This window comes from Melittangium boletus DSM 14713, from assembly GCF_002305855.1.
Classification (GTDB): Bacteria; Myxococcota; Myxococcia; order Myxococcales; family Myxococcaceae; genus Cystobacter; species Cystobacter boletus.
Map to the genome: position 1 here is coordinate 3,761,850 of NZ_CP022163.1, position 20,899 is coordinate 3,782,748.

A 20,899-nucleotide genomic window follows, 5' to 3' on the forward strand; every position below is an offset into this window, starting at 1 on the left:
TGCCGGATGGAGCCACCCTCGCGCCCCCTGCCTCCCGGCGTCACCCGGAGGCCCGTTGGCCGCTACGCGCCGGACACGGGGCTCTCGCCTCCCGAGCCCGACTCCGTGGCGCTCGAGGAACCCCTCGACCTCCGCGTGAGCGGCGACACCGTGGCCCTCACCATGCGCATGCCCGGCGCGGACCGCTTCCTCGTCACGGGCTTCCTCTTCTCCGAGGGCCTCATCCACTCGGTGGATGACCTGGGCGGGCTCGTGCACTGCGGCCGACCCGGAGAAGAAGGCTACGGCAACGTCATCGAGGTGACGCCCGCGCCGGGGCTCGTGTGGGACCTCGAGCGCGTGAGCGCGAGCAAGCGCGGCACCCTCACCACGGCGGCCTGCGGCGTGTGCGGCCGGCGCAGCGTGGATGACTTGCTGGCCTCGTGCCACCCCGTGCCCCCCGGCTCCGGAATCGCCGCGTCCGTGCTCGCCCGCGCGCCGGACATCCTGCGCACCGTGCAGCCCCACTTCGAGCACACGGGCGGAGTCCATGCCGCCGCGGCGCTCGACACCGAGGGCCGGGTGCTCGCCGCCTTCGAGGACGTGGGCCGCCACAACGCGGTGGACAAGGTGGTGGGGGCGCTGGTGCTCGAGCACGGCTTGCGCTCGGCGCGCGCGGCCCGGCCCGAGGCCTTCCAACCCACGCTGCTCGTGGTCAGCGGGCGCGCGGGCTTCGACATCCTCCAGAAGGCGGCGGTGGCGCGCTTTCCGCTCGTGGCGAGCGTGTCGGCGGCCACCTCGCTGTCCATCGATCTGGCCGAGCGCGCGGGCATCACGCTCGCCACGTTCGTGCGCGGTGGACGCTTCAACGTCTACACCCACCCCGAGCGCCTGCGCGAGATGTAGCGCGTCCCCCTACCCAGAGGGCAGGGGCGTGCGCTCAAGCCAAGCACGGATCGAATCCGTTGCCTCATCGAGTGTCATCCGCGGTCCCCAGAACATGGGCTGGATGGCGGCGAAGGCGTCACGAATAGCTTTGGTGCGCGCACCTGGTTGTAGCGAGAATGCGAGCGAATCAGGTCTTGGCGGTGGAGCAATCTGCTTCTGCTTGCGCATCTCGGTCACCAACGCCCCCACATCGGGGTAGTCCAGCAACGAAGGAAGAGTTGCTTCCGCGGCGATGATGAGAGCGGCATCCTCGTAGTGGCGCACAAAAGAGGCAGGCTCCCGGTCCGCTCTGGGCACATGCCGCTGGAGGGCATCGAGCTTCTCGAGGAGAGTGACGAGGGGATGCACGCAGCGCACTTCCTTGGGACGATTGTCCGCGAAATCGTCCAGTTGACCCAATCTCATGAGCTCGTCGTGGACGAAAGACTGCATGTCGCGCCGCACGAAGGGCGTCACGCGCGCATTGCCAACCTCAAGCAACACGAAGGGACGCAGAACTCCACCGAGGTCACCGCGATGGCGAGCGGGATAGGAGACTCGCACGTTGGCCTGGAACCAGTGCTTGTCCGCGCTGTCGGTGTCCAACACGGCGCTCGTCCCCGGAACGCAGGCGAGCGTGGGGAGCGCCTCGAAATAGGCTCGGCGCTGGCTTGTCGCCTGGGTCCCCTCGCTCTTCCAATTCGAAACAGCGGGCAAGGCCACCGTCCCAGGATCCAGCTTGAGATCGAGATCCTCGGAGAATCGATGGATGAGGGAGAACCCCTTGGAGAGCGAGGTGCCCCCTTTGAACCAGACCTCGAACCCCGTCGCATGGAGCGCCCATAGCGTATGGGTAACCCAGTAGTCCTTCTCGACGAGCCCCAGTGAGAGCCGCCGCTGATTGGCGGTAATCCGCAGGAGGTCGTCGAAATCGGGATCGTCGTGGACGAAGTTCACGAACTCGCAGTCCGAATAGCCGACTCGATCAGCGCTTGAGTGGCCATCGTGCCATAATTCCGGGCCATCTCCCGCAGACGCGCGGAGTCGAACAGGCCACGTCCGAGTGCACGCGTCAATGCGCTCGCCAGCTGCTCGCGCGAGACCCCGGCCCGAGCCGCGTTCTCGAAGAGATCAACAACGAACCACTCCCGCGGGGGGTTCGAGGGGAACGCCACGCGCCGCAACTCGAACGTGCGGCCCCCGAACGTGAAAGAGCCTGATCTCTTCGTGTTGTACACAAGGGGAACGGCGAAGACGGCGGTCGAGCCGAGCCCCAGTGCGTTCCATTGGTCGGACCCCGTGAAAACAAAAGGGCTGCCTCCGAGGAAAACCCGCATCACCGCATCGTCGCTAGGGGGCGACACACCGAAGCGACCGCGTTTGGGGCAGTAGTAAAGCCCATGCGACAGAGGAACCAGGACTTCCTCCCTCACGAGGCGCTTGGCCAAGCGGGAGGGATTCTCGCCCCAGCGTTGTAGTTCCCGCGTCCGGTAGACCTGTCCTTCTTCAAGCCGAGGATCTGCCGCCGTCGCCATGATGGTATGAATTCTCCCGGAAAAAAAGTACAGCTGGTCGGCCCCACACGCAAGCCCGGCTCCAACCGGTTGATATTCAAGGGCATTCTAGGCAGCACGTCGGCCCAACGGGGCTGTGCCTGCCTGCAGCCCAGCTGAGAGGCCCCACGCTCAGGGCAGCGCGGCCTCGGCGGCCTCGGGGGAGAGGGGCTTGGGAGCGCCACGGCGCATGGTGGACGCGGCGTCCTCGTCCCGGATGGCGAGCCCGGCCGCCACGCCGCCCAGGGCGATGACCGCCGCGGCGATGAAGGCGAGCCGGAAGGCCTCGAAGGACTCGGGGGAGGGGCGCACGCCGTCCACGCCCAGCCGGGCCGACAGCAGCGTGGCCAGCAGCGCCACCCCGAGCATGGAGGCCACCTGGCGCTGGGTGTTGAAGATGGCCGAGGCGTGTCCGGTGTCCGCGCTGGACACCTTCGCGAAGGTGGCCGCCTGCTGGGAGATGAAGAGGAAGGCCATGCTCGCGCCGGTGGCGAACATCAACAACCGCAGCACCCACAGGTCCGCCCGCAGGCCCACGAGCGCCAGGAGCAGCGTGCACGCGATCATGCACGAGAGGCCCAGGGCGATGAGCCGCCGGGGTCCCACGCGCGGGTAGAGCTTCCCCACGAGCTGCGAGGAGCAGAGCACCCCCAGGGCCTCGGGGAAGGTGGTGAGCCCGGAGGAGAAGGCGGACTCGCCCCGCACACCCTGGAGGAAGACGGGCATGAGGAAGAGCACGCCCATGAAGCCCGCGCTGCCAAAGCCCGCGGCCAGGTTGGCGTTGCGGAAGTGCCGGTCCGCGAGCAGCCGCAGCTTGAGCATGGGGTTCTTCACCCGGAGCTCGTTCCACACGAACGCCGAGGCAGCGAGCGCGCCCACCACCGCCGCGCCCAGGACGGACGGAAGGCCCCAGCCCAGCACCGGCCCGGTGCTCAGCGCGTAGAGCAGGAGCGACAGGCCCACGCCCGCGAGCAGGAAGCCCGCCACGTCGAAGCGGCCCACGCCCGGCTCGCGGTGCTCCCGGAGGGCCCACGCCCCAAAGGCGAACGCGGCGACGCCGATGGGCAGGTTCACCAGGAACACCCAGTGCCAGGACAGCGTGTCCACGAGGAAGCCGCCGAGCACCGGCCCGAGCGCGGGCGCCACCACCGTGGGGATGATGAGCACGCGCGCGGCGTTGGCGCGCCGCTCGGGAGGAAACGCCCGGAAGAGCATGGCGGTGCCCACCGGCGCCATCATCCCGCCGCCCACGCCCTGGAGGATGCGCGCCGCCACCAGCCAGGACAGGCTCGGGGCCAGGCCACAGAGCGCCGAGGCCAGCGTGAACAGCGCCAGCGCCGTGAGGAACGTGCGCTTGGTGCCGAAGCGGTCCCCCATCCACCCGGACGCGGGAATCCACACCGCCAGGCTCATCAGATAGCCGATGACGACCCACTCCGCGTCCGTCGCCCGCACGCCGAACTGCTGCGCCATGGCGGGCAGGGCCACGTTCACGACCGTGGTGTCCAGGATGTTCATGAACATGGCGGCGACGAAGACGATGGCGACCACGTACTCGGGACGCCGCTGAACCCAGGACATGAGAAAGGACCTCATGGTGACGAGGAGCCCGCCGCGTTATGATGAGGCAGACTCATGTTGAGGATACTCACTAATCGCGAGAGGTCTCGCCGTCAATGACGAAGCCCCGGATCGGAGATGCCCTGGTGGACGCGGTGGTCTCCACCGCGCACCGGCTGCGCAACCAGGCGAACGAGCGCTTGCGCGAGTGCGGGCTGTCGCTCGCGCGGCTCAAGGTGATGGATTTATTGGAGGCCCAGCCCCGGCGGATGCGCGAGGTGAGTGACGCGCTGGGGGTGGTACCCCGCACGCTCACCGACACGGTGGATGGGCTGGAGGCCGAGGGGCTGGTGCGTCGGGAGGAGGACCCCGAGGATCGGCGCGCCACGTTGCTGCGGCTCACCGAGCCGGGACGCGAGCGGTTGCACCAGGCGCACGCCCTGCTCGACTCGGTGCACCGCGCCCGCTCGTCCCGGCTCTCCGCCGCCGAGCGCGAGCAACTGCTCACCCTCCTCACCCGCTTCAGCGAGGGGTGAGGGGGAAGCGCTACCCTCGGCTGAAGGCGTCGCTGACGATCTGCCGCGCCTCGTCCACGACGGCGTCCAGGTGGGCCCGGTCGCGGAAGCTCTCCGCGTAGATTTTGTAGACGTCCTCGGTGCCCGAGGGCCGCGCGGCGAACCAGCCGTTCTCCGTCACCACCTTGAGCCCGCCGAGCTCCGCGTCGTTGCCCGGCGCCCGCGTGAGCCGCTGGGTGATGGGCTCGCCCGCGAGCGTGGTGGCGCGCACCGCCTCCGGCGACAGCTTCTTGAGCACCGCCTTCTGGGCGGAGGTGGCCGGCTGATCGATGCGCGTGTAGCTGGGCGAGCCGAACTTCTTCGTCAGCTCCTGGTAGTGCACGCCCGGGTCCTTGCCCGTGCGCGCGAGGATCTCCACCGCCAGCAGGTCCAGGATGATGCCGTCCTTGTCGGTGGACCAGACGGTGCCGTCCTGGCGCAGGAAGGACGCGCCCGCGCTCTCCTCGCCCCCGAAGCCGAGCGAGCCCTCCAGCAGCCCGTCCACGAACCACTTGAAGCCCACGGGCACTTCCACCACGCGCCGGCCGATGTCCCGGGCCACGCGGTCGATCATGCTGCTGCTCACGAGCGTCTTGCCCACGCCCGCGTCCTTGTTCCAGCCGGGGCGGTGGCTGAACAGGTAGTCGATGGCCACGGACAGGTAGTGGTTGGGGTTCATCAGCCCCACGCTGCGCGTGACGATGCCGTGGCGGTCCGAGTCCGTGTCGTTGCCGAAGGCGATGTCGTAGCGATCCTTGAGCTCCACGAGCCCCGCCATGGCGTAGGGCGAGGAGCAGTCCATGCGGATCTTCCCGTCATGGTCCACGCGCATGAAGCGGAAGGTGGGGTCCACCGTCTTGTTCACCACCTGGAGGTCGAGGCCGTAGTGCTCGGCGATGGGCTCCCAGTAGTCGAGGTTGGAGCCGCCCAGGGGATCCGCGCCGATGGACAGCTTCGCCCCGCGCACCACGTCCAGGTCCACCACGTGGCGCAGATCGGCGACGTAGGGGGTGATGAAGTCGTGGCGCTCCACATGGGCCAGGTTGCGCGCGCGCTCGATGGCGATGCGCCGCACCCCGGAGTTGTCCGCGCCGAGCAGCTCGTTGGCGCGCTTCTCCATCCAACTGGTGATGTGGGTGTCGGCGGGGCCCCCGTTGGGCGGGTTGTACTTGATGCCTCCGTCCTCGGGCGGGTTGTGCGAGGGCGTGATGACGATGCCGTCGGCCAGGCCGCCCGTGCGCCCCCGGTTGTAGGTGAGGATGGCGTGGGAGATGACGGGCGTGGGCGTGGCCCGATCCGTGTAGCGCACGCGCACCTCGTTGGCCGCGAGCACCTCGAGCGCCGTGTCCTGCGCGGGCTCGCTCAGGGCGTGCGTGTCCATGCCGAGGAAGAGCGGGCCGTTGATGCCGTGCTTCTCCCGGTACTCGCACACGGCCTGGACGACCGCGAGGATGTGCGCCTCGTTGAAGGAGCGGCGGGCGGCCGAGCCACGATGGCCGGACGTTCCGAAGGCCACGCGTTGCTCGGGCTCACGAACGTCCGGGTGCTCGGAGAAGTACTGCGCGCGCAGACGCTCCGGGTTGATGAGAAGTGAATCAGGAGGGGGCTTGCCAGCGAGAGGATGGGCCACGCGGCGACTCTAGCGCCGCGGGCCCGGCCACCACTCCCCTGTTTTCACCGATGTTCGCCCGTACACGCCGCGCACCGCGTCACAAGCGCTGGGGCACGGCCTTGTCGCCGGGGAAGCGCGAGCCGCCGAACTCCTGGTTCTGCTTGAACAGATCACTGTCCTTCTCGTAGCCCGAGCCCCCCGTGCCGCGCTCCTCCATTGGATCCTGGTCGCGCACGTCCTCCTTCTCCTTGGACTTGCTCGTGTCGCTGGCGCCCGGGTTCGTCACGGGGTCCAGGTAGCCGGAGCCGCCCGTGCTGCCGCGGTCCTCCTGGGGCACCGTGTAGTCATTATAGAGGCCCGTGCCCGACGGATTGCCCTCCTCGCCCGAGCCGCCCGTGTCCGGGGGATTGGGCGGAGGCGTCGTGGCGGCATCCGGATTGTCCGAGGGCGCGTGCGTGGTCGCCGCCGGCTCCATGGGCTCGTCACGCCGCGCGCCCTTGTCCGAACTGCACGCACTGCCCAGCAGCATGCCACCCGCGAGAAGCCCCGCCAGCATCAGCCTGGTCCTGGTCATGTGTCTCTCCATGTCTGAGGAATCGAGGAACCGTGTCGCTCCTAGGCCAAGGGTGGGCAGCCCCCAGGCCCCGCGCACGTGGCGCCCTCCTGGCTGGCCGCCCATCGGGGAGGACGCGGCCAGCGGATTGCGCCCGGCGCACTGTCGTTTGAGACACAGGTATTTGAGACACGACTGGAACACGGCGCCCACGCCGCATCGCGTCGTTTGAAGTCCATCACGAGAAACACGCCTTTCTCGGACAGGCCCGTATAGTGGCCCCCAGGGGGTTCACCTTCGAATGAACAGCAAACGCATCCTGGGAATGATTCTCGCGGGCGGTCAGGGCACACGCCTGGCGCCACTGACGTCCCGTCGCTCCAAACCCGCCGTGCCCTTCGGGTCGAAGTTCCGCATCATCGACTTCGCCCTGAGCAACTTCCTCAACTCGGGCGTGTACTCCGTCTACGTGCTCACCCAGTTCAAGGCCCAGTCGCTCACCGAGCACATCCAGCGCGGATGGCGCTTCGGCTCGGGTCTGCTCGCCGACTACTTCATCACGCTGGTGCCCGCGCAGATGTACCTCTACGAGGAGCTGGGCCCCGTGTGGTACCGCGGCACGGCGGACGCCATCTACCAGAACCTCCATCTGGTGAATAATTACAACGCGGACGACGTGGCCATCTTCTCCGGTGACCACATCTACAAGATGAACGTGGCGCACATGCGCGAGGTGCATGAGTCCTCGCGCGCGGACATCACCATCGCCGCCTACCCCACGCCGCTCGCCGAGGCGCACCGCTTCGGCGTCATGCAGATCGACGCGCGCGGCCGCGTCACCGACTTCCAGGAGAAGGTGAAGAACCCGCCGCCCATGCCGAGCAAGCCCACGCACGCGCTGGCCAGCATGGGCAACTACATCTTCAAGCGGAAGGTGCTCGACGAGCTCTTGGAGATCGACGCGAAGACCGAGGGCAGCCAGCACGACTTCGGCAAGGACGTGCTGCCGCGCGCGCTGCGCGACGGCTACCACATCCAGGCGTATGACTTTCACTCCAACCCCATCCCCGGCCAGACGCAGGCGAACACGTACTGGCGCGACGTGGGCACGCTCGAGGCCTACCACGAGGCCTCCATGGACCTGGTCTCGGTGAACCCCGAGTTCGACGTGTTCAACCCCGAGTGGCCCCTGCGCACGGCGGTGGAGTTCAGCCCCCCGGCCAAGTTCGTCCACGAGTCGGGCGAGCGCATGGGCAAGGCGCTCAACTCCATGGTGGCCGGCGGCTGCATCATCTCCGGCGGCACCGTGCGCGAGAGCATCCTGTCGCGGCGCGTGCGCGTGAACTCCTACTCGCTCGTGGAGCGCTCGGTGCTCTTCGACGAGGTGGTGGTGGGACGGCACGCGCACATCAAGAACGCCATCATCGACAAGGGCGTGAACGTGCCGCCCAACGCGCGCGTGGGCTATGACCTCGCGGCGGACAAGGCGCGCGGCTTCACCGTGACGGACAACGGCATCGTCGTGGTGCCCAAGGGCTACAAGTTCGACTGAGCCCCGGGCGCCCGGGCGCGCTCACACGAGCGCGTCCAGCTCCTCGAGGAGGCGGTCCACGTCCGCCTCCGTGTTGTACAGGTGGGGCGACACGCGCAGGCTGTCCCCGCGCACGCTCACGTACACCTGACGCGCGGCGAGCCGGGCGGCCACGTCCGGCGCATAGCCTCCGGTGCGCTTGAGCCCCATCAGGTGCCCGCCGCGCAAGGACTCGTCCACCACCTCCAGCCGCATCTCGCGCGCCCCCCGGGCCACGCGCTCGGTGAGCACGGTCAGCGTCGCCTGGATGTCCGCCACGCCCCAGGCGAGCAATTGGCGCAGGGCGGCGATCGCCATGGGCACGAGCACGAAGTTGCTGCGCTCGCCCACGTCGAAGCGGCGGGCGCCGGGCTGGAAGTCATCGCGGTAGTCCACCAGCCGCGAGAAGTCCTCGCTGCCACCGCGCAGGAGCCAGTTGTGCTCCAGGGGCCGGCCCTCGCGCCACTTCGGCGCCACGTAGAGGTAGCCCTGGCTGTAGGGACCCATGAGCCATTTGTAGCCCGCGGTCACGAGGAAGTCCGGGCGCACCCGCGCCACGCTCAGGGGCAGGGCCCCCACCGACTGCGTCCCATCCACCGCGAGCGCCGCGCCCACCTCGCGCGCCCGCGCCCCCACGCGCTCCAGGTCCACGAGGCCGCCGTCCGTCCAGTGGCAGTGGGGCACCGCCACCAGCGCCGTGCGCTCATCCAGCTCCGCGAGCAGCGCCTGGGTCCAGTCCCCGTCCTGGGGCCGGCGCACCGTCACCACCTGGCCCCCCGAGCGCTCGGCCAGCTCACGCCAGGGGTACACGTTGGAGGGGAACTCGTCGGCGAGCACCAGCAGGCGCTGGCCCACGCGCACCGGGAGGTTGGCCGCGGCCGCCGCCATGCCGTAGCTGACGGAGGGCACCAGCGCCACGCCCTCCGGGTCCGCGTCCACGAGGCTGGCGAAGAGCCGGCGCAGGGTCTCGGACTCGGTGAAGAAGTCCTCGGGGCGCACCAGCCAGGGCTTCGCCTTGCGCTCGAGCGCTTCGCGCCCCGCGTCCCCCACGGCCCGCGATTGCGGAGACATGTACGCGCAGTTGAGCCAGGTGAGGCCCTCGGGCAGATCAAACAGGTGACGTTGGGAGGGAAGGCGCATGGTCCCCACAGCCTAAGCCATCCGAGGGAAGTCCGTTCAAGAGCGAATCGCGGGCGAGTCTGAAGTACTTCAAACTCAAGGTGCAGACAGGGGAGGATTCCAGCAGCATTGACCTTGCCCCCCACTCCCCATGCCATCTCTCCCTTTCGCGGCGTTCGCACTCGTTCTGCTCCTCGGTGCGGAACCCGCGCTGGATTACGACAGCTTTTGTGACGCCAAAGGATACATCCACGCAGAACACCTGGAAGCAGTCCAGGTCGTGGTTCAGCGACCCGCGTTGCTTGAGCAGCTTCATACCGAAGCGACCCAAGGCAACCCTCGGGCAGCTCGCGTCTTCCAAGAACTCGAAACGCAGCACTTTCCCGCCATAGGCCGTGCCATCGCCGAGCAGACCCGCGCGATACCCTGCGCCATCCCGGTCTATCGCGAGCTATCAGGGAGTTGTATTCCCAATTGGGCATTCCTCGATTTCCTCTCCAAGGACCAACCTGGAGGCATACGGCTCCGAAAATCGCTTGGGGACGCCTACCAGGCACGAGCCAGGGAACTTGGACGCACGGATGCGGCGATTCTGAGCGGGGTGAATGCCCTCATGGCTGGGGTCATCGTCAAGGGAACGATGCGGAGCCCCGCGGCCGAGACTCGAACATCGCACAGCCAGGTCAAGGCGCTCAAATCATCGCCGCCCATTGAATGGCCACCTACTCCTCCACAAGGGCCCATGCCCGGGATTGATGAACCGACCGCGGCCCAATGGCGCTATCAGCGTTACCTCCACGAGCAGCACACGGCAGGAAAGCAACCTCACGAGGTTCTCGACTTCGAGAGATGGAAGCCGGCGTATTTCGATCCGACATCGCGCGGTGGCCGTCCAGGCCGTCCAGGGGGGCCAGCCCAGGTGGCCACCCGACAATTGCTGACAGAGGAGGGCTACATCAATACGGAGAACAAACGGCTCGGTGAAAACTTCGTCGACCTTTACAAACCCAATTCCTCGGGTGGTATCGACTACGTCGAGGTCGACGAGATGTTGAAGAGCGGTATACCCCGAGCCGATGTTCGGGCGAAACTGAAGAAGGAACTCGCACACCTGGACAAGAACGATACGCTGCTCTTTGTCGACAAGGTAGATCTCTCCAAGAGGATCCTGTATCGCTTCGGCGAGGACCCAAGCGTCATCGACACCCGGACCTGCCTGTCCACACCTCAGTCTCGATAGTCCCGAATGCTGCTCGGTCATCCGCCCATGAGCCAATACCTGCGCATCCTGTGCCGCACCGAGAGACCGCTGCCCAGAGCGGAGATCGGCAACTTCATCCACGAGGGTTGGTTCTTCAACGCGCCCCCACGCTTCGAACCCACGTTGGATGCTCCGGAGGCCGCACACCTGGAATGGGCGAGATTCGAAGTCCATCCTCCAGGAGTCGGGCGCCCGATTGTTCTCCACTACGCGACACAGGATGTCCTAGCGCACTCAATCGAGGAGCTCATCCAGACACTTCTCGACGCGGGACTGGAAACAAGTCATGCCGCGCTCCTCCAGCGGATTCGCGCGAGCAGGCAACTCATCACCATCGAAGTCGAGCCGCTGCGGATGACGGACGATGCCTGGGAGATGCTGGACGCCACCGAGGCCTTCGTGGCCCGGTCGCGAGATGGCGTGGTGTTCGTTTCGGGCGAGGCCGTCTACGACGCCGCCCTTCAGCCCCTCTGCGTTCTCAGGCGTCCAACGTTCGGCTGACAACCTTCGCCCATCAGCGGCGCACCAGGGGAGAGGCCGTTATGCCCGCCTCGGGCCTCTGAAACAAGACGGGCGGACACACGCGCAGTGGCCATGCCCCAGCCAGGTGCGACAGGCGCATGTCCCAGGTGGCCCAATCTGGCTCAGGCAACCAGGCTCTTAGGCATGGACATCTGGGTCATTTGCAATCCAAGCTCCTCTAGCCCTTACCCCCACCACATCCAGAAAGGATGCCATGCCTCGCCCTGAGTTCAGGTCGATCACCCTCGGCCTGCTGTTATTTTCCTCCGTGCTGATCAATCCCTTGATCGGCTGCTCGAATCCCCCTCCGGACGCGCCGACCCCTGACGCGTCGACACAGGACCCGGACCCTTCAACTCCCGACGCCTCGACTCCGGACGCGTCAACCCCCGACGTCCCGGACGCTTCGACCCCCGACGCCTCGACCCCGGACGCCTCGACCCCGGTGGAGGTGCACGGTCTCAAGGGCGAGTACTACCGGATGTCGGCCCCCGGCGCCCGTGACTTCGCCCAGCTCGGCGCGGTCGCGCTGGAGCCGAACATCAACTTCTCCGACCTGACGGCCATGTTCCAGTCGTCGAACGGCCGCACCGAGCACACCACGGCCCGCTGGACCGGCAAGCTCACCGCGCCGGAGACCGGCGACTACACGTTCCACGCGATCGGCGACAATGGCTTCCGGATGTTCCTCGATGGCGCTCCGGTGATCGACCACTGGGTCGGCGATTGGGACATCGAGCAGCACAGCGCGTCCGTGCACCTCGTCGCGGGCGAGGCACACGACTTCCGGATGGAGCTGTTCCAGGACGTCGGCGGCGCGAACATGTACCTGCGCTGGTCGAGCGCCACGATCAGCAAGCAGATCGTGCCGACCACGGCGTTCACCCCCCCGGACGGCTTCGAGGTCTACCCGGTCGCGCTCGCCGTCGGCGAGGACGGCCTCCGGCTGACGCTCGACTTCGACGGGCCGGTCACCGCGCTCGGAGACCTGCTCCCGCATCTGGTGGTGGAAGCCGACACCACCGCGATGCCCCAGGCCTCGGCCGCCATCGACACCAGCGACGCGTCCCTCGTGGTGGTCACCCTCTCCAAGCCGGTTCAGCGCGGCCAGCGCGTCCGCGTCGCCTACGACGGCCTCGGCGGCCTGAGCGTGGAAGGTGAGACGGTGCCGCAGATCGCGCGCGACGCCAGCAACGCGTCGACCCACCGGCTGCGCACCCCGTGGGGCGACCAGCTCGACACGGCCCACCCGCTGCCCGAGTACCCGCGGCCGCAGCAGGTTCGCGAGAAGTGGCTCAACCTCAACGGCCCGTGGGAGTTCGCCGGCGCGACCGCGAACGCGCAGCCGACGTTCGGCCAGACGCTGCCGGAGCGCATCATCGTGCCCTTCCCCGTGGAGTCCCAGCTGTCCGGGCTGGAGCGCCACGAGGACCACATGTTCTACCGCAAGCTCTTCACCGTGCCCGCCGCCTGGGGCATTGGCACCGGGCAGCGGCTGCTGCTGAACTTCGGCGCGGTGGACTACCAGGCGCGCGTGTGGGTCAACGGCCAGAAGGTGGCCGAGCACACCGGCGGCTACACCGCGTTCACCGCCGACATCACCGGCGCCCTGAGCGGCACGGGTGAGCAGGAGCTCATCGTCGCGGTCTCCGACACCATCGGCCCCAACCAGCCGGTCGGCAAGCAGACGCGCCGTCCGGGCGGCATCTTCTACACACCCACCTCCGGCATCTGGCAGACCGTCTGGCTGGAGCCGGTGCCCACCGTGGCGATCGACGACATCGTGACCACGCCGGACATCCAGACGAACTCGCTCGCCATCCGGGTCCGTTCCGCGTCGGCCTCGGCCACCGCCAGCGTCACCGCCGTGGCCCGCGACGCCGACGGCCAGGAAGTCGGTTCCGTCACGGGCGCGGCCAACACCCCGCTCACGCTGCCGGTGGCGACGCCGCACCTGTGGTCGCCGGAGGATCCGTACCTCTATGACCTCGAGGTCACGCTCACCGAGGGGACGAGCACCGACACCATCGACGCCTACTTCGGAATGCGCTCGGTGACGCTCCAGAACGTCGGCGGCTTCCCGAAGCTGGTGCTCAACGGCAAGCCGGTCTTCTCCCTCGCCATGCTGGACCAGGGCTTCTGGCCCGACGGGCTCTACACCGCGCCCAGCGACGAGGCCCTGCGCTGGGACCTGCAGACGCAGAAGGACTTCGGGTTCAACGCCGTCCGCAAGCACATCAAGGTGGAGCCGGCGCGCTGGTACTACCACGCGGATCAGATCGGCCTGCTGGTGTGGCAGGACTTCGTCTCCGGAAGCATCACGAACACGCAAGGCCAGGAGGCGTTCATCACCCAGGGCCGCCGCATGATGGAGCAGTTGCACAACTCGCCGGCCATCGTGGGCTGGGTGGTCTTCAACGAGGGCTGGGGCGAGTGGAACCGGGAGGAGTCCGGGCGGCTCGCCGAGCAGGTCAAGGCCGCCGACCCGTCGCGGTGGATCAACGCCCACAGCGGCGTGAACTGCTGCGACTCCAAGGGTGACTCCGGCAAGGGCGACATCATCGACCACCACGACTACGTCAACAACGACCCGGCCTACCCGGACGCCACGCGCGCGGCGATGGATGGCGAGCACGGCGGGTTCACCCTGCGCATGCCGGGCCACCAGTGGCCGGGCGCGCCGACGGTCATCTACAGCGGCGTGGCGGACAAGGCGGCGCTGACGGCGAAGTACGTCGAGAACACCCAGACCTTCTACCTGGCCGCCGCCGGGGCGGAGCTGTCCGGCTCGGTCTACACCCAGGTCACGGACGTGGAGAACGAGCTCAACGGCTTCTACACCTACGATCGGCGGGTGGCGAAGGTCGACATGGCGCCGGTGCGGGAGATCAACCTGCGGGTGATCGCCGCGGGCGTCACGGCGGGCGAGGACGCGACGTTCCCCGGCCTCGGGACCTGGCCGCTGGATGAGGGCAGTGGCTCGAAGGCCCAGGACACCGAGGGGAGCAGCGACCTGACGCTGCATGGGAACACCAACTGGACGGCCGGTGTCCGCGGACAGGCGCTGCACTTCGACGGCAACGGCGACTTCGCCGAGACCGCCAGCCCGGTGCTGGATACCCGGGGTGACTACACCGTCTCCGCGTGGGTGACGCTCGACAAGCTGCCGGGCAACTACGCCTCGGCGGTCAGCCAGGACGGCCGCCAGAGGGAGAATCCGTTCTACCTGCAGTACGGGCAGGGCGCGTTCGCGTTCAGCACGCCCGGCGCGAAGCGCGCCACGTACACCATGAATCCGGTCATCGGCCGCTGGTACCACCTCGTTGGCGTCCGGGCCGGAGGCGAGCTGCGGCTGTACCTCGACGGTACCCGGGTGGCGACGGCCCCGGCGGGCACGGCGGCGGTGAGCACCGGGCCCCTGGCGATCGGTCGCGCGAAGTACAACGGCGGCAACACCGACTTCTGGGCGGGGTCGGTCGATGAGGTGCGCGTCTACAGCCGCGCACTCAACGACAGTGAAGTGAGCGCCCTGTACACCTCGGTGCCTCGCTGAGGTCCTCGCTGGGCGGCGGGTGCACGTGCCCGCCGCCCGGCGTGTTACCCGATGCGCCAACCGGCCTGTCTCACGTCCCCTGCTCCCGCGCCCACTTCTCGAGCCTCTCGACCGGCTAGCCCGCCTCGACAAGCGCCGCGAGCTTCTCCAGGGACAGGCGCCAACCCAGCTCATTGTCGGCGGCTGGCACGCCCGACGGAAGCCCCTCATGCACGGCGAGCAGCTCGGTGCCACCATCGTCCGCATCGGCGAGGGTGATCGTGAGCGTCATCTCGCCGCGCAGCGCGGGATCCTCCGTCTCGAACTCGACCGCTTCGACCACCTGGGTGTCCGGCACGAGCTTCACGAAGTGGCCATGGTACGTGTCGGTGTGGGCGGTCGTCTTGCCCATCGCGGTCGGCGCATCGTACGTGAGCGAGACGCGGATCGAGCCCCCCTCGTGGGGCTCGAACACGTGCACATGACTGGTCATGCCGGTGGGCACCCGCCACGCAGCGATGGCCCGCGCATCCAGCAGCGCGCGATAGACCCGCGCGCGGGGCGCCTTCATGTGACAACGAATCCGGGTCGGACTCATGCCCGAACGATAGCACGCGAGGGCAGATGGGGATCGGTACCCTTCCCGACCATCCCGCCGGTAGTGCGCGAGCCAGCTCTTCTCCATGCGAGCCTCGTGGTCGCGGGAGGATGACGAGGGACTCGACGCCTCGCCGCGGGGCGGGCCCCCCGGCTTCATGCAGGTGATCGATTCGAAGACGTTGGTCTTCGCGGACTGGCTCCGCAACGACCTGTATTGAAGGCCCGGCCCCTCCAGCGTGGACGCCGAACGAAGAAGTAGCGGCCGGATATATCAGTCTGATATATCGCGGTGAAGGAGGCCGTCATGGCGAGGGAGAGCACCTGTCGGTTCGCCATCCTGGGGATGCTGTGCCGGGAGCCGATGAGCGGATACGACCTGCGAAGCGCCATCGAGCGGTCGGTGGGGCACTTCTGGCAGGAGAGCTACGGCAACCTGTACCCGACGCTGGAGCGGATGGCGGAGGAGCGCCTGGTCGAGCTCGACCCGGAGGAGCACTCGCGGGGCGGACGGGTCCGGAAGGTGTACCGGGTGACGGCGACGGGGCGGACGGCGCTCGCGGAATGGCTGAGGCGGCCGGTGCTCCCCCACGTCGAGCGCAACGAGCTGTTGCTCAAGCTCTTCTTCGGAGCCCAGGTGGGACCCGCGGACTCCCTGGCCCAGGTGGAGCGCAGCCGCGCCGAGGCGGAGGGGCTGCTGGCGGCGCTGCGCCTCATCGACGAGAACGTCCGCCACTCCCGGGGAGACGACCCGGAGCTTGCCTACCAGCATCTGTCCATTCGCGCGGGGCTGCACGGGCTGGAGGCGCACCTGCGCTGGTGTGACGAGGCGCGCGAAGCGCTCCAGCGGCTCGAGCGGACGACGGTTTCGACGAAGAAGAGGAAAGAACGATGAGCGGTCATCCGGAAGAAGGAGCGCGGCGTCTGCCCACGTTCGTGCCGTGGCTCGCCCTGGGCGTGGGGGCCGGACTGTTGATGTTGCTGAACACGGAGTGGGCCGTGCTGCCCGGCTGGCTGATGGGCGCCCTGTTCCTCTTCTTCTCCCGGCGGCGGCGTCCCGCGGTGGGCTTCGTGGGGCTCCTGGTGGCCAACACCGTCGCCGCCGGCGTGGCGAACCTGGGGGTGTTCCCGGGCTCCGCCGCGAACGCCTTCGGCATGGCCTTGGGGGGCGCGGTGGTCGTCGCGGGGGTGTATCTGGCGGATCGGCTCATCGTGGGGCCGCGGGGCTCCTTCGCGGGGACGCTCTTCCTGCCGGCGGCGATGACGGGGTTGGAGTTGTTCAGCAGCATGGGCAACCCGTTCGGCACCTGGGGCGTGCTGGCCTACACCCAGGCCCAGGTACCGGTGCTGGTGCAGCTCGTGTCGGTGACGGGGTTGTGGGGCCTGACGTTCGTCCTGGTGTGGTTCGCCACCGTGGCCAACTGGGCGTTCGAGCACCGGGAGGCGGGGCGCCGCGTCCTGCCCGGGGTGGCGGTGTACGCGGGGGTGTTGGTGGCCATCCTCGGCTTCGGCGCGCTGCGGCTCGCGGGGGCGGGGAGCGTGGGCGAGCCCGTCCGGGTGGCGGGCATCACCGTGGCGGGAGAGGTGGCCACGGGCCGCGAGGCGGGGCTGTCCCGGCTCATGCAGGGCGAGGCCTTTGGCGATGAGGACTGGCGCGCATTCGCCGAGGCCTCGCGCGCGGTGAACGAGGAGCTGCTGCGCCTGTCGGAGCGGGAGGCCGCGAAGGGGGCGAAGCTCCTGCTCTGGTCCGAGGGGAACGCGGTGGTGCTGGCCGGGGAGCTGGATGCGCTCATCGCGCGGGGGAGCGCGCTGGCGCGCGAGCGAGGCGTGTGGCTCGGCATGTCGGTGGCGAGCTTCACGCCTTCGGTGGAGCGGATGCTGCGCAACGAGCTCATCCTGGTGGGGCCGGACGGCGCGGTGGCGTGGCGCTACGTGAAGTCCCGGCCGGTGCCGGGTTGGGAGGCGGAGCACTCCATCGCGGGCAGCACGGAGCCGGCGGTGGGCCAGGCCCCCGGCGTGGGAGTCCTGGGGGGCGCCATCTGCTTCGACGGAGACTTCCCGGAGGTGTTCGCCAGCGCCTCGGAGCGAGGGCTCGAGCTGCTCCTGCTGCCGTCGAGCGACTGGAAGGGTATCAGCCCGCTGCACACACGGCAGGCGGTGTTCCGCGCGGTGGAGCGGGGCTTCAGCATGGTGCGGCAGGTCAACCAGGGGCTCTCGGTGGCGGTGGACGGCTACGGGCGCGTGTATGGCGAGCTGGACCATTTCACGGCGGAGGAGCGGGTGCTGCGCGCGGAGCTGCCGGTGGGGCGGGTGCCCACGCTCTATGCACGCATTGGGGACTCGGTGGGTCTGCTCTCCGGGCTGGTCGCGCTGGGATGGGTGCTCCAGGCCTCCGTCCGCGGGCTCGTCGCGCGGCGGCGACGCGCCGTCAAGGCCGCCCCCATGGAGGACAAGGGTCAACTGTCTTTCATTGACTGACGATGGATTCAGCGCATCGAGGCTAGAGTGGGCCTTCGTTACCCTTCACGGAGGATTCATGAATCAAGTCGCCATTGTCACGGGAACGTCGTCCGGCATCGGGCTTGCCACCGCCCTCGCACTGGCAAAGGCCGGCCAGGTCGTCATCGCCACGGTTCGCGACGAGCGTGGCGAGGCGAGCGTCCTCGAGCAGGCGGCACTCGCGGGTGTGCGGCTCGACGTCAGGCGACTCGACGTGACCCAGGATGCATCGGTCGCGGCCATGGTCAGCGGAGTGCTCGCCGATCACGGCCGGATCGACGTGCTCGTGAACAACGCGGGCCTTGGGCACCGCGGGACGCTCGAACAGCTCACCTTGGCCGAGATGGCCTCGTCGATGGACGTCAACTTCTGGGGCGTAGCGCGGATGACACAGGCCGTGCTGCCGGGGATGCGCGCGGCGCGGCGGGGAAGGATCGTGACCGTGACGAGCATGAACGGCCTCATCGCGATGCCGTTCAGCGACGCCTACAACGCCGCCAAGTTCGCGGTCGAAGGCCTGATGGAAGGCCTCGCCCCCGTGATGGCGGCGTTCGGCGTGCACGTCTCGGTCGTCGAGCCGGGCCCCGTGCACACGTCCTTCTTCTCGAACATGACTGGCAAAGTCGGCGCGAGCGGCCAGGAAGACCCGTACGCCGCGATGATGGGCCGCTACAACGACGCCCTCGCGGCCGCGATGAAAGGCGGCGGAGAGAAGCCCGAGGGTGTAGCCGCGGTCATCCTGGAAGCCGTCACGAGCGACGCGCCACGTTTCAGGTATCAATCCTCGCCCGTGGCCTCGGCCATGGCCGCACGGAAGATCAACGACGTCACCGGCCAATCGATCGTGCAGGCGACGCGCGCGCTGATCGGCTGAGGCCGGTCCGTCAATGCGCCACGGTCGTGCCAGCTTCACCTCCTGGAGAACCGCCTTGCATAAACCCGCTTGGAAGAACCTGATGCTCATCGGTGGCCTCACCCTCCTGCCCGCCTGCGGGAGCCCGTCCCTCGACGCCACCGGAAACCTGGGACAGACGGCGGGCCTCGCCCAGAAGACCGGCGCGCAGGAGTCCGCGCGGGACGCGGCCTCCACTCCCGAGGGCAAGTTCCGGAAATCCGCCGATGCCATCCCCGGGCAATACATCGTCGTGCTGAAGGCCGCCGCCCTCCGTACCTCCAGGGTGCCCGAGGTCGCCCAGGCGCTCGCCCTCCAGCGTGGCGCCACCGTCCTTCAGACGTACTCCCACGCGCTGAGCGGCTTCGCGGTGCGGGCCAACGAGGCGGCGGCGCGCGCACTCGCGGCCAGTCCCGACGTGGACTTCGTGGTGGAGGATGGCGAGATTCACGCCATGGCCACTCAGTCCAATGCGACGTGGGGCCTGGACCGCATCGATCAGCTCAACCTGCCGTTGAACGGCAGCTATGGCTACAACGGCACCGGCGCCGGGGTCCATGCGTACATCATCGACTCGGGCATCATGACGAGCCATCCGGACTTCGGTGGCCGGGCCTCGGGGGACTTCACCGCGATCAACGATGGCTACGGAGCCAATGACTGCAATGGACACGGCACGCACGTGGCCGGCACGGTAGGCGGTTCCACCTGGGGCGTGGCCAAGGGCGTCCGGCTCCACTCCGTGCGCGTCCTTGGCTGCAATGGAAATGGCTCCCTCTCGGGCGTCATCTCGGGCCTGGATTGGGTGGCGGCCCATCACGTCAAGCCCGCGGTGGCCAACATGAGCCTGGGAGGCGTCACCAACGATGCATTGGACGCCGCGGTGCGCAAGACCATCGCCTCGGGTGTCACCATCGTCGTCGCCGCGGGCAACAATTCCCCCACCATTGACGCGTGCTACATTTCGCCCGCGCGTGTCGCCGAAGCCATCACCGTTGGCTCCGTCGACAACACGGACTCCAGGTTCGTTGGGAACTCGCAGATTTATCAGGGCTCCAACTTTGGCCCCTGCCTGGACGTCTTCGCTCCGGGGGTCAACATCGTCTCCGCCGCGCTCGACGGCACCTCCCGGCCGGAGACCGGCACGTCCATGGCCTCCCCGCACGTGGCCGGCGCGGCGGCGCTGTACCTCCAGAGCAACCCGGGCGCTTCTCCCGCCACGGTGGCCGCGGCGATTGTCATCAACTCCCCGGACAACAAGGTGACCAACGCGGGCAGCGGCTCCACCACCCGCCTGCTCTACAGCAATCCGCCTCCCTCCTGTGGGAAGCTGAGCAGCGGCCAGGCGCTCGCGCCCGGACAGACGCTCCAGTCTTGCGACGGCAGGATCTGGCTCACCCACCAGCTCGACGGGAACGTGGTGCTCTACGACCAGCGGGGTGCGCTCTGGAGCACGAGCACCTGGGGCAAGGTCACCTCGACCTTCGTCATGCAGACGGATGGAAACCTCGTGCTGTATCCGGACTCGATGGGCGCGCTCTGGGATACGGCCACCGGGAACAAGGCGGGAGCCAGCCTGTGGCTGCAGCAGGATTGCAATCTCGTGGTGTACAGCGCTGGCGGCACGCCGCTGTGGGCGAGCTACACGACCTGCCGGTAGTTCGTGAGCAATGAATGACGGGGGGGAGTGGGGTAGGCGCAGGAGACAACTGCCCGCCCCGCTTCTCCCGCCGCGGCCCGCGGATTCTTCTGCATCGTGTTTCTCATCGCCGACGCATTGGAGCCTGGCGAGGGTCGACGTGGACCCCAAGGGGCTGCGCGCCCTCTCCACCGGCCGGTCGCACACCTCGGGCGGCTCCCGTCCGCGGCCCTCCTCCGCCCCTCTGCTCCTGCCTACTCCCTCCCCTCCTTATTTATGCGCCTACGCGCGAGACCCTTCGGCTCCACCCTCCGGCGTGGATCCTCAGAGGGTGTTGAACTGGAGCAGCGGGGTTCCCGCCCTCCATTGTAGGGCGCCCAAGGCAAAAGGGTCGCGGTAGGGACGGCAGATCCCAGCGAGCGGAATTACCGCACGAGGCTCCCACCTCGAGCGCCCGCGTCAGCCCCGAGGGCGTCATCTCCCCGCCCAAGGCCAGCGCCTCGCGCGCCACGCCCTGATTCCGTCCGCCG

General features: G+C 68.4%; 18 protein-coding genes. 11 read left to right on the forward strand and 7 right to left on the reverse strand.

The features are described from left to right. Positions 1 to 6: 6 nt before the first annotated feature. Complete coding sequence (gene fdhD / locus MEBOL_RS15915) at positions 7 to 885, forward strand: formate dehydrogenase accessory sulfurtransferase FdhD (protein WP_095978238.1); 879 nt, start codon at positions 7 to 9, stop codon at positions 883 to 885. 9 nt (positions 886 to 894) lie between these two features. On the opposite strand, the gene MEBOL_RS15920 is transcribed toward fdhD, so the two are convergent. From MEBOL_RS15920 to MEBOL_RS15930, 3 genes are all read right to left on the reverse strand, one after another. Then, positions 895 to 1,863: a nucleotidyl transferase AbiEii/AbiGii toxin family protein gene (locus MEBOL_RS15920; protein WP_095978239.1), complete on the reverse strand. Its 969-nt coding sequence runs from the start codon at positions 1,861 to 1,863 to the stop codon at positions 895 to 897. Next, positions 1,860 to 2,441, reverse strand: coding sequence for a hypothetical protein (locus tag MEBOL_RS15925; protein ID WP_095978240.1), 582 nt, complete (start codon positions 2,439 to 2,441; stop codon positions 1,860 to 1,862). Before MEBOL_RS15925 ends, MEBOL_RS15920 begins: the two co-directional genes overlap by 4 nt. 150 nt (positions 2,442 to 2,591) lie before the next feature. After that, positions 2,592 to 4,040, reverse strand: a complete 1,449-nt coding sequence (locus MEBOL_RS15930) for an MDR family MFS transporter (protein WP_095978241.1) — start codon at positions 4,038 to 4,040, stop codon at positions 2,592 to 2,594. A 95-nt stretch (positions 4,041 to 4,135) separates the two neighbouring features. Here MEBOL_RS15930 and MEBOL_RS15935 point away from each other — a divergent pair, with 95 nt between their 5' ends. Next, positions 4,136 to 4,555, forward strand: coding sequence for a MarR family winged helix-turn-helix transcriptional regulator (locus tag MEBOL_RS15935; protein WP_095978242.1), 420 nt, complete (start codon positions 4,136 to 4,138; stop codon positions 4,553 to 4,555). Between the two features lie 10 nt (positions 4,556 to 4,565). On the opposite strand, the gene pgm is transcribed toward MEBOL_RS15935, so the two are convergent. After that, positions 4,566 to 6,203: a phosphoglucomutase (alpha-D-glucose-1,6-bisphosphate-dependent) gene (pgm, locus tag MEBOL_RS15940; protein ID WP_095978243.1), complete on the reverse strand. Its 1,638-nt coding sequence runs from the start codon at positions 6,201 to 6,203 to the stop codon at positions 4,566 to 4,568. Between the two features lie 79 nt (positions 6,204 to 6,282). Then, positions 6,283 to 6,759, reverse strand: coding sequence for a hypothetical protein (locus MEBOL_RS15945; RefSeq protein WP_157775014.1), 477 nt, complete (start codon positions 6,757 to 6,759; stop codon positions 6,283 to 6,285). Between the two features lie 280 nt (positions 6,760 to 7,039). On the opposite strand from MEBOL_RS15945, the gene glgC reads away from it, so the two are divergent. Next, complete coding sequence (gene glgC / locus MEBOL_RS15950) at positions 7,040 to 8,290, forward strand: glucose-1-phosphate adenylyltransferase (RefSeq protein WP_095978245.1); 1,251 nt, start codon at positions 7,040 to 7,042, stop codon at positions 8,288 to 8,290. Positions 8,291 to 8,311: 21 nt separating this feature from the next. Here the strand turns inward: glgC and MEBOL_RS15955 are convergent, their stop codons facing one another. After that, positions 8,312 to 9,448: an aminotransferase class V-fold PLP-dependent enzyme gene (locus MEBOL_RS15955; RefSeq protein WP_095978246.1), complete on the reverse strand. Its 1,137-nt coding sequence runs from the start codon at positions 9,446 to 9,448 to the stop codon at positions 8,312 to 8,314. Positions 9,449 to 9,578: 130 nt separating this feature from the next. On the opposite strand from MEBOL_RS15955, the gene MEBOL_RS41170 reads away from it, so the two are divergent. The 3 genes from MEBOL_RS41170 (at position 9,579) to MEBOL_RS15970 (ending at position 14,763) form a co-directional block, all read left to right on the forward strand. Continuing rightward, positions 9,579 to 10,667, forward strand: coding sequence for a hypothetical protein (locus MEBOL_RS41170; RefSeq protein WP_157775016.1), 1,089 nt, complete (start codon positions 9,579 to 9,581; stop codon positions 10,665 to 10,667). 6 nt (positions 10,668 to 10,673) lie between these two features. After that, positions 10,674 to 11,189 (forward strand): hypothetical protein, encoded by a 516-nt coding sequence (locus tag MEBOL_RS15965; protein ID WP_095978248.1) that lies wholly within the window; start codon positions 10,674 to 10,676, stop codon positions 11,187 to 11,189. 472 nt (positions 11,190 to 11,661) lie between these two features. After that, the gene (locus MEBOL_RS15970) at positions 11,662 to 14,763 is read left to right on the forward strand and encodes a LamG-like jellyroll fold domain-containing protein (RefSeq protein ID WP_170115719.1); all 3,102 of its coding nucleotides are present in this window, start codon (positions 11,662 to 11,664) and stop codon (positions 14,761 to 14,763) included. A 115-nt stretch (positions 14,764 to 14,878) separates the two neighbouring features. Here MEBOL_RS15970 and MEBOL_RS15975 read toward each other — a convergent pair whose 3' ends face one another. Further along, positions 14,879 to 15,340 (reverse strand): SRPBCC family protein, encoded by a 462-nt coding sequence (locus MEBOL_RS15975; RefSeq protein WP_095982812.1) that lies wholly within the window; start codon positions 15,338 to 15,340, stop codon positions 14,879 to 14,881. Between the two features lie 85 nt (positions 15,341 to 15,425). Between MEBOL_RS15975 and MEBOL_RS43640 the strand changes: the two genes are divergently transcribed. From MEBOL_RS43640 to MEBOL_RS15995, 5 genes are all read left to right on the forward strand, one after another. After that, positions 15,426 to 15,560 (forward strand): hypothetical protein, encoded by a 135-nt coding sequence (locus MEBOL_RS43640; protein ID WP_281256659.1) that lies wholly within the window; start codon positions 15,426 to 15,428, stop codon positions 15,558 to 15,560. 86 nt (positions 15,561 to 15,646) lie between these two features. Next, on the forward strand, positions 15,647 to 16,234 hold the full coding sequence (locus MEBOL_RS15980) for a PadR family transcriptional regulator (RefSeq protein WP_095978249.1): 588 nt from the start codon (positions 15,647 to 15,649) through the stop codon (positions 16,232 to 16,234). After that, entirely contained in the window at positions 16,231 to 17,817 is a 1,587-nt protein-coding gene (locus MEBOL_RS15985) for a nitrilase-related carbon-nitrogen hydrolase (protein ID WP_095978250.1), read from the forward strand. Before MEBOL_RS15980 ends, MEBOL_RS15985 begins: the two co-directional genes overlap by 4 nt. 58 nt (positions 17,818 to 17,875) lie before the next feature. Next, positions 17,876 to 18,712: an SDR family oxidoreductase gene (locus MEBOL_RS15990; protein ID WP_095978251.1), complete on the forward strand. Its 837-nt coding sequence runs from the start codon at positions 17,876 to 17,878 to the stop codon at positions 18,710 to 18,712. A gap of 55 nt (positions 18,713 to 18,767) precedes the next feature. After that, on the forward strand, positions 18,768 to 20,390 hold the full coding sequence (locus MEBOL_RS15995; RefSeq protein ID WP_095978252.1) for a S8 family serine peptidase: 1,623 nt from the start codon (positions 18,768 to 18,770) through the stop codon (positions 20,388 to 20,390). Positions 20,391 to 20,899: the final 509 nt, after the last annotated feature.

What these genes read in the sequence shown, in the direction of transcription:
- fdhD (WP_095978238.1), top strand. Translation starts at nt 7, where the DNA reads ATGGAGCCACCCTCGCGCCCCCTGCCTCCCGGCGTCACCCGGAGGCCC.
- MEBOL_RS15925 (WP_095978240.1), bottom strand. Translation starts at nt 2,441, where the DNA reads ATGGCGACGGCGGCAGATCCTCGGCTTGAAGAAGGACAGGTCTACCGG.
- MEBOL_RS15930 (WP_095978241.1), bottom strand. Translation starts at nt 4,040, where the DNA reads ATGTCCTGGGTTCAGCGGCGTCCCGAGTACGTGGTCGCCATCGTCTTC.
- MEBOL_RS15935 (WP_095978242.1), top strand. Translation starts at nt 4,136, where the DNA reads ATGACGAAGCCCCGGATCGGAGATGCCCTGGTGGACGCGGTGGTCTCC.
- MEBOL_RS15945 (WP_157775014.1), bottom strand. Translation starts at nt 6,759, where the DNA reads ATGACCAGGACCAGGCTGATGCTGGCGGGGCTTCTCGCGGGTGGCATG.
- glgC (WP_095978245.1), top strand. Translation starts at nt 7,040, where the DNA reads ATGAACAGCAAACGCATCCTGGGAATGATTCTCGCGGGCGGTCAGGGC.
- MEBOL_RS15955 (WP_095978246.1), bottom strand. Translation starts at nt 9,448, where the DNA reads ATGCGCCTTCCCTCCCAACGTCACCTGTTTGATCTGCCCGAGGGCCTC.
- MEBOL_RS41170 (WP_157775016.1), top strand. Translation starts at nt 9,579, where the DNA reads ATGCCATCTCTCCCTTTCGCGGCGTTCGCACTCGTTCTGCTCCTCGGT.
- MEBOL_RS15965 (WP_095978248.1), top strand. Translation starts at nt 10,674, where the DNA reads ATGCTGCTCGGTCATCCGCCCATGAGCCAATACCTGCGCATCCTGTGC.
- MEBOL_RS15975 (WP_095982812.1), bottom strand. Translation starts at nt 15,340, where the DNA reads ATGAGTCCGACCCGGATTCGTTGTCACATGAAGGCGCCCCGCGCGCGG.
- MEBOL_RS43640 (WP_281256659.1), top strand. Translation starts at nt 15,426, where the DNA reads ATGCGAGCCTCGTGGTCGCGGGAGGATGACGAGGGACTCGACGCCTCG.
- MEBOL_RS15980 (WP_095978249.1), top strand. Translation starts at nt 15,647, where the DNA reads ATGGCGAGGGAGAGCACCTGTCGGTTCGCCATCCTGGGGATGCTGTGC.
- MEBOL_RS15985 (WP_095978250.1), top strand. Translation starts at nt 16,231, where the DNA reads ATGAGCGGTCATCCGGAAGAAGGAGCGCGGCGTCTGCCCACGTTCGTG.
- MEBOL_RS15990 (WP_095978251.1), top strand. Translation starts at nt 17,876, where the DNA reads ATGAATCAAGTCGCCATTGTCACGGGAACGTCGTCCGGCATCGGGCTT.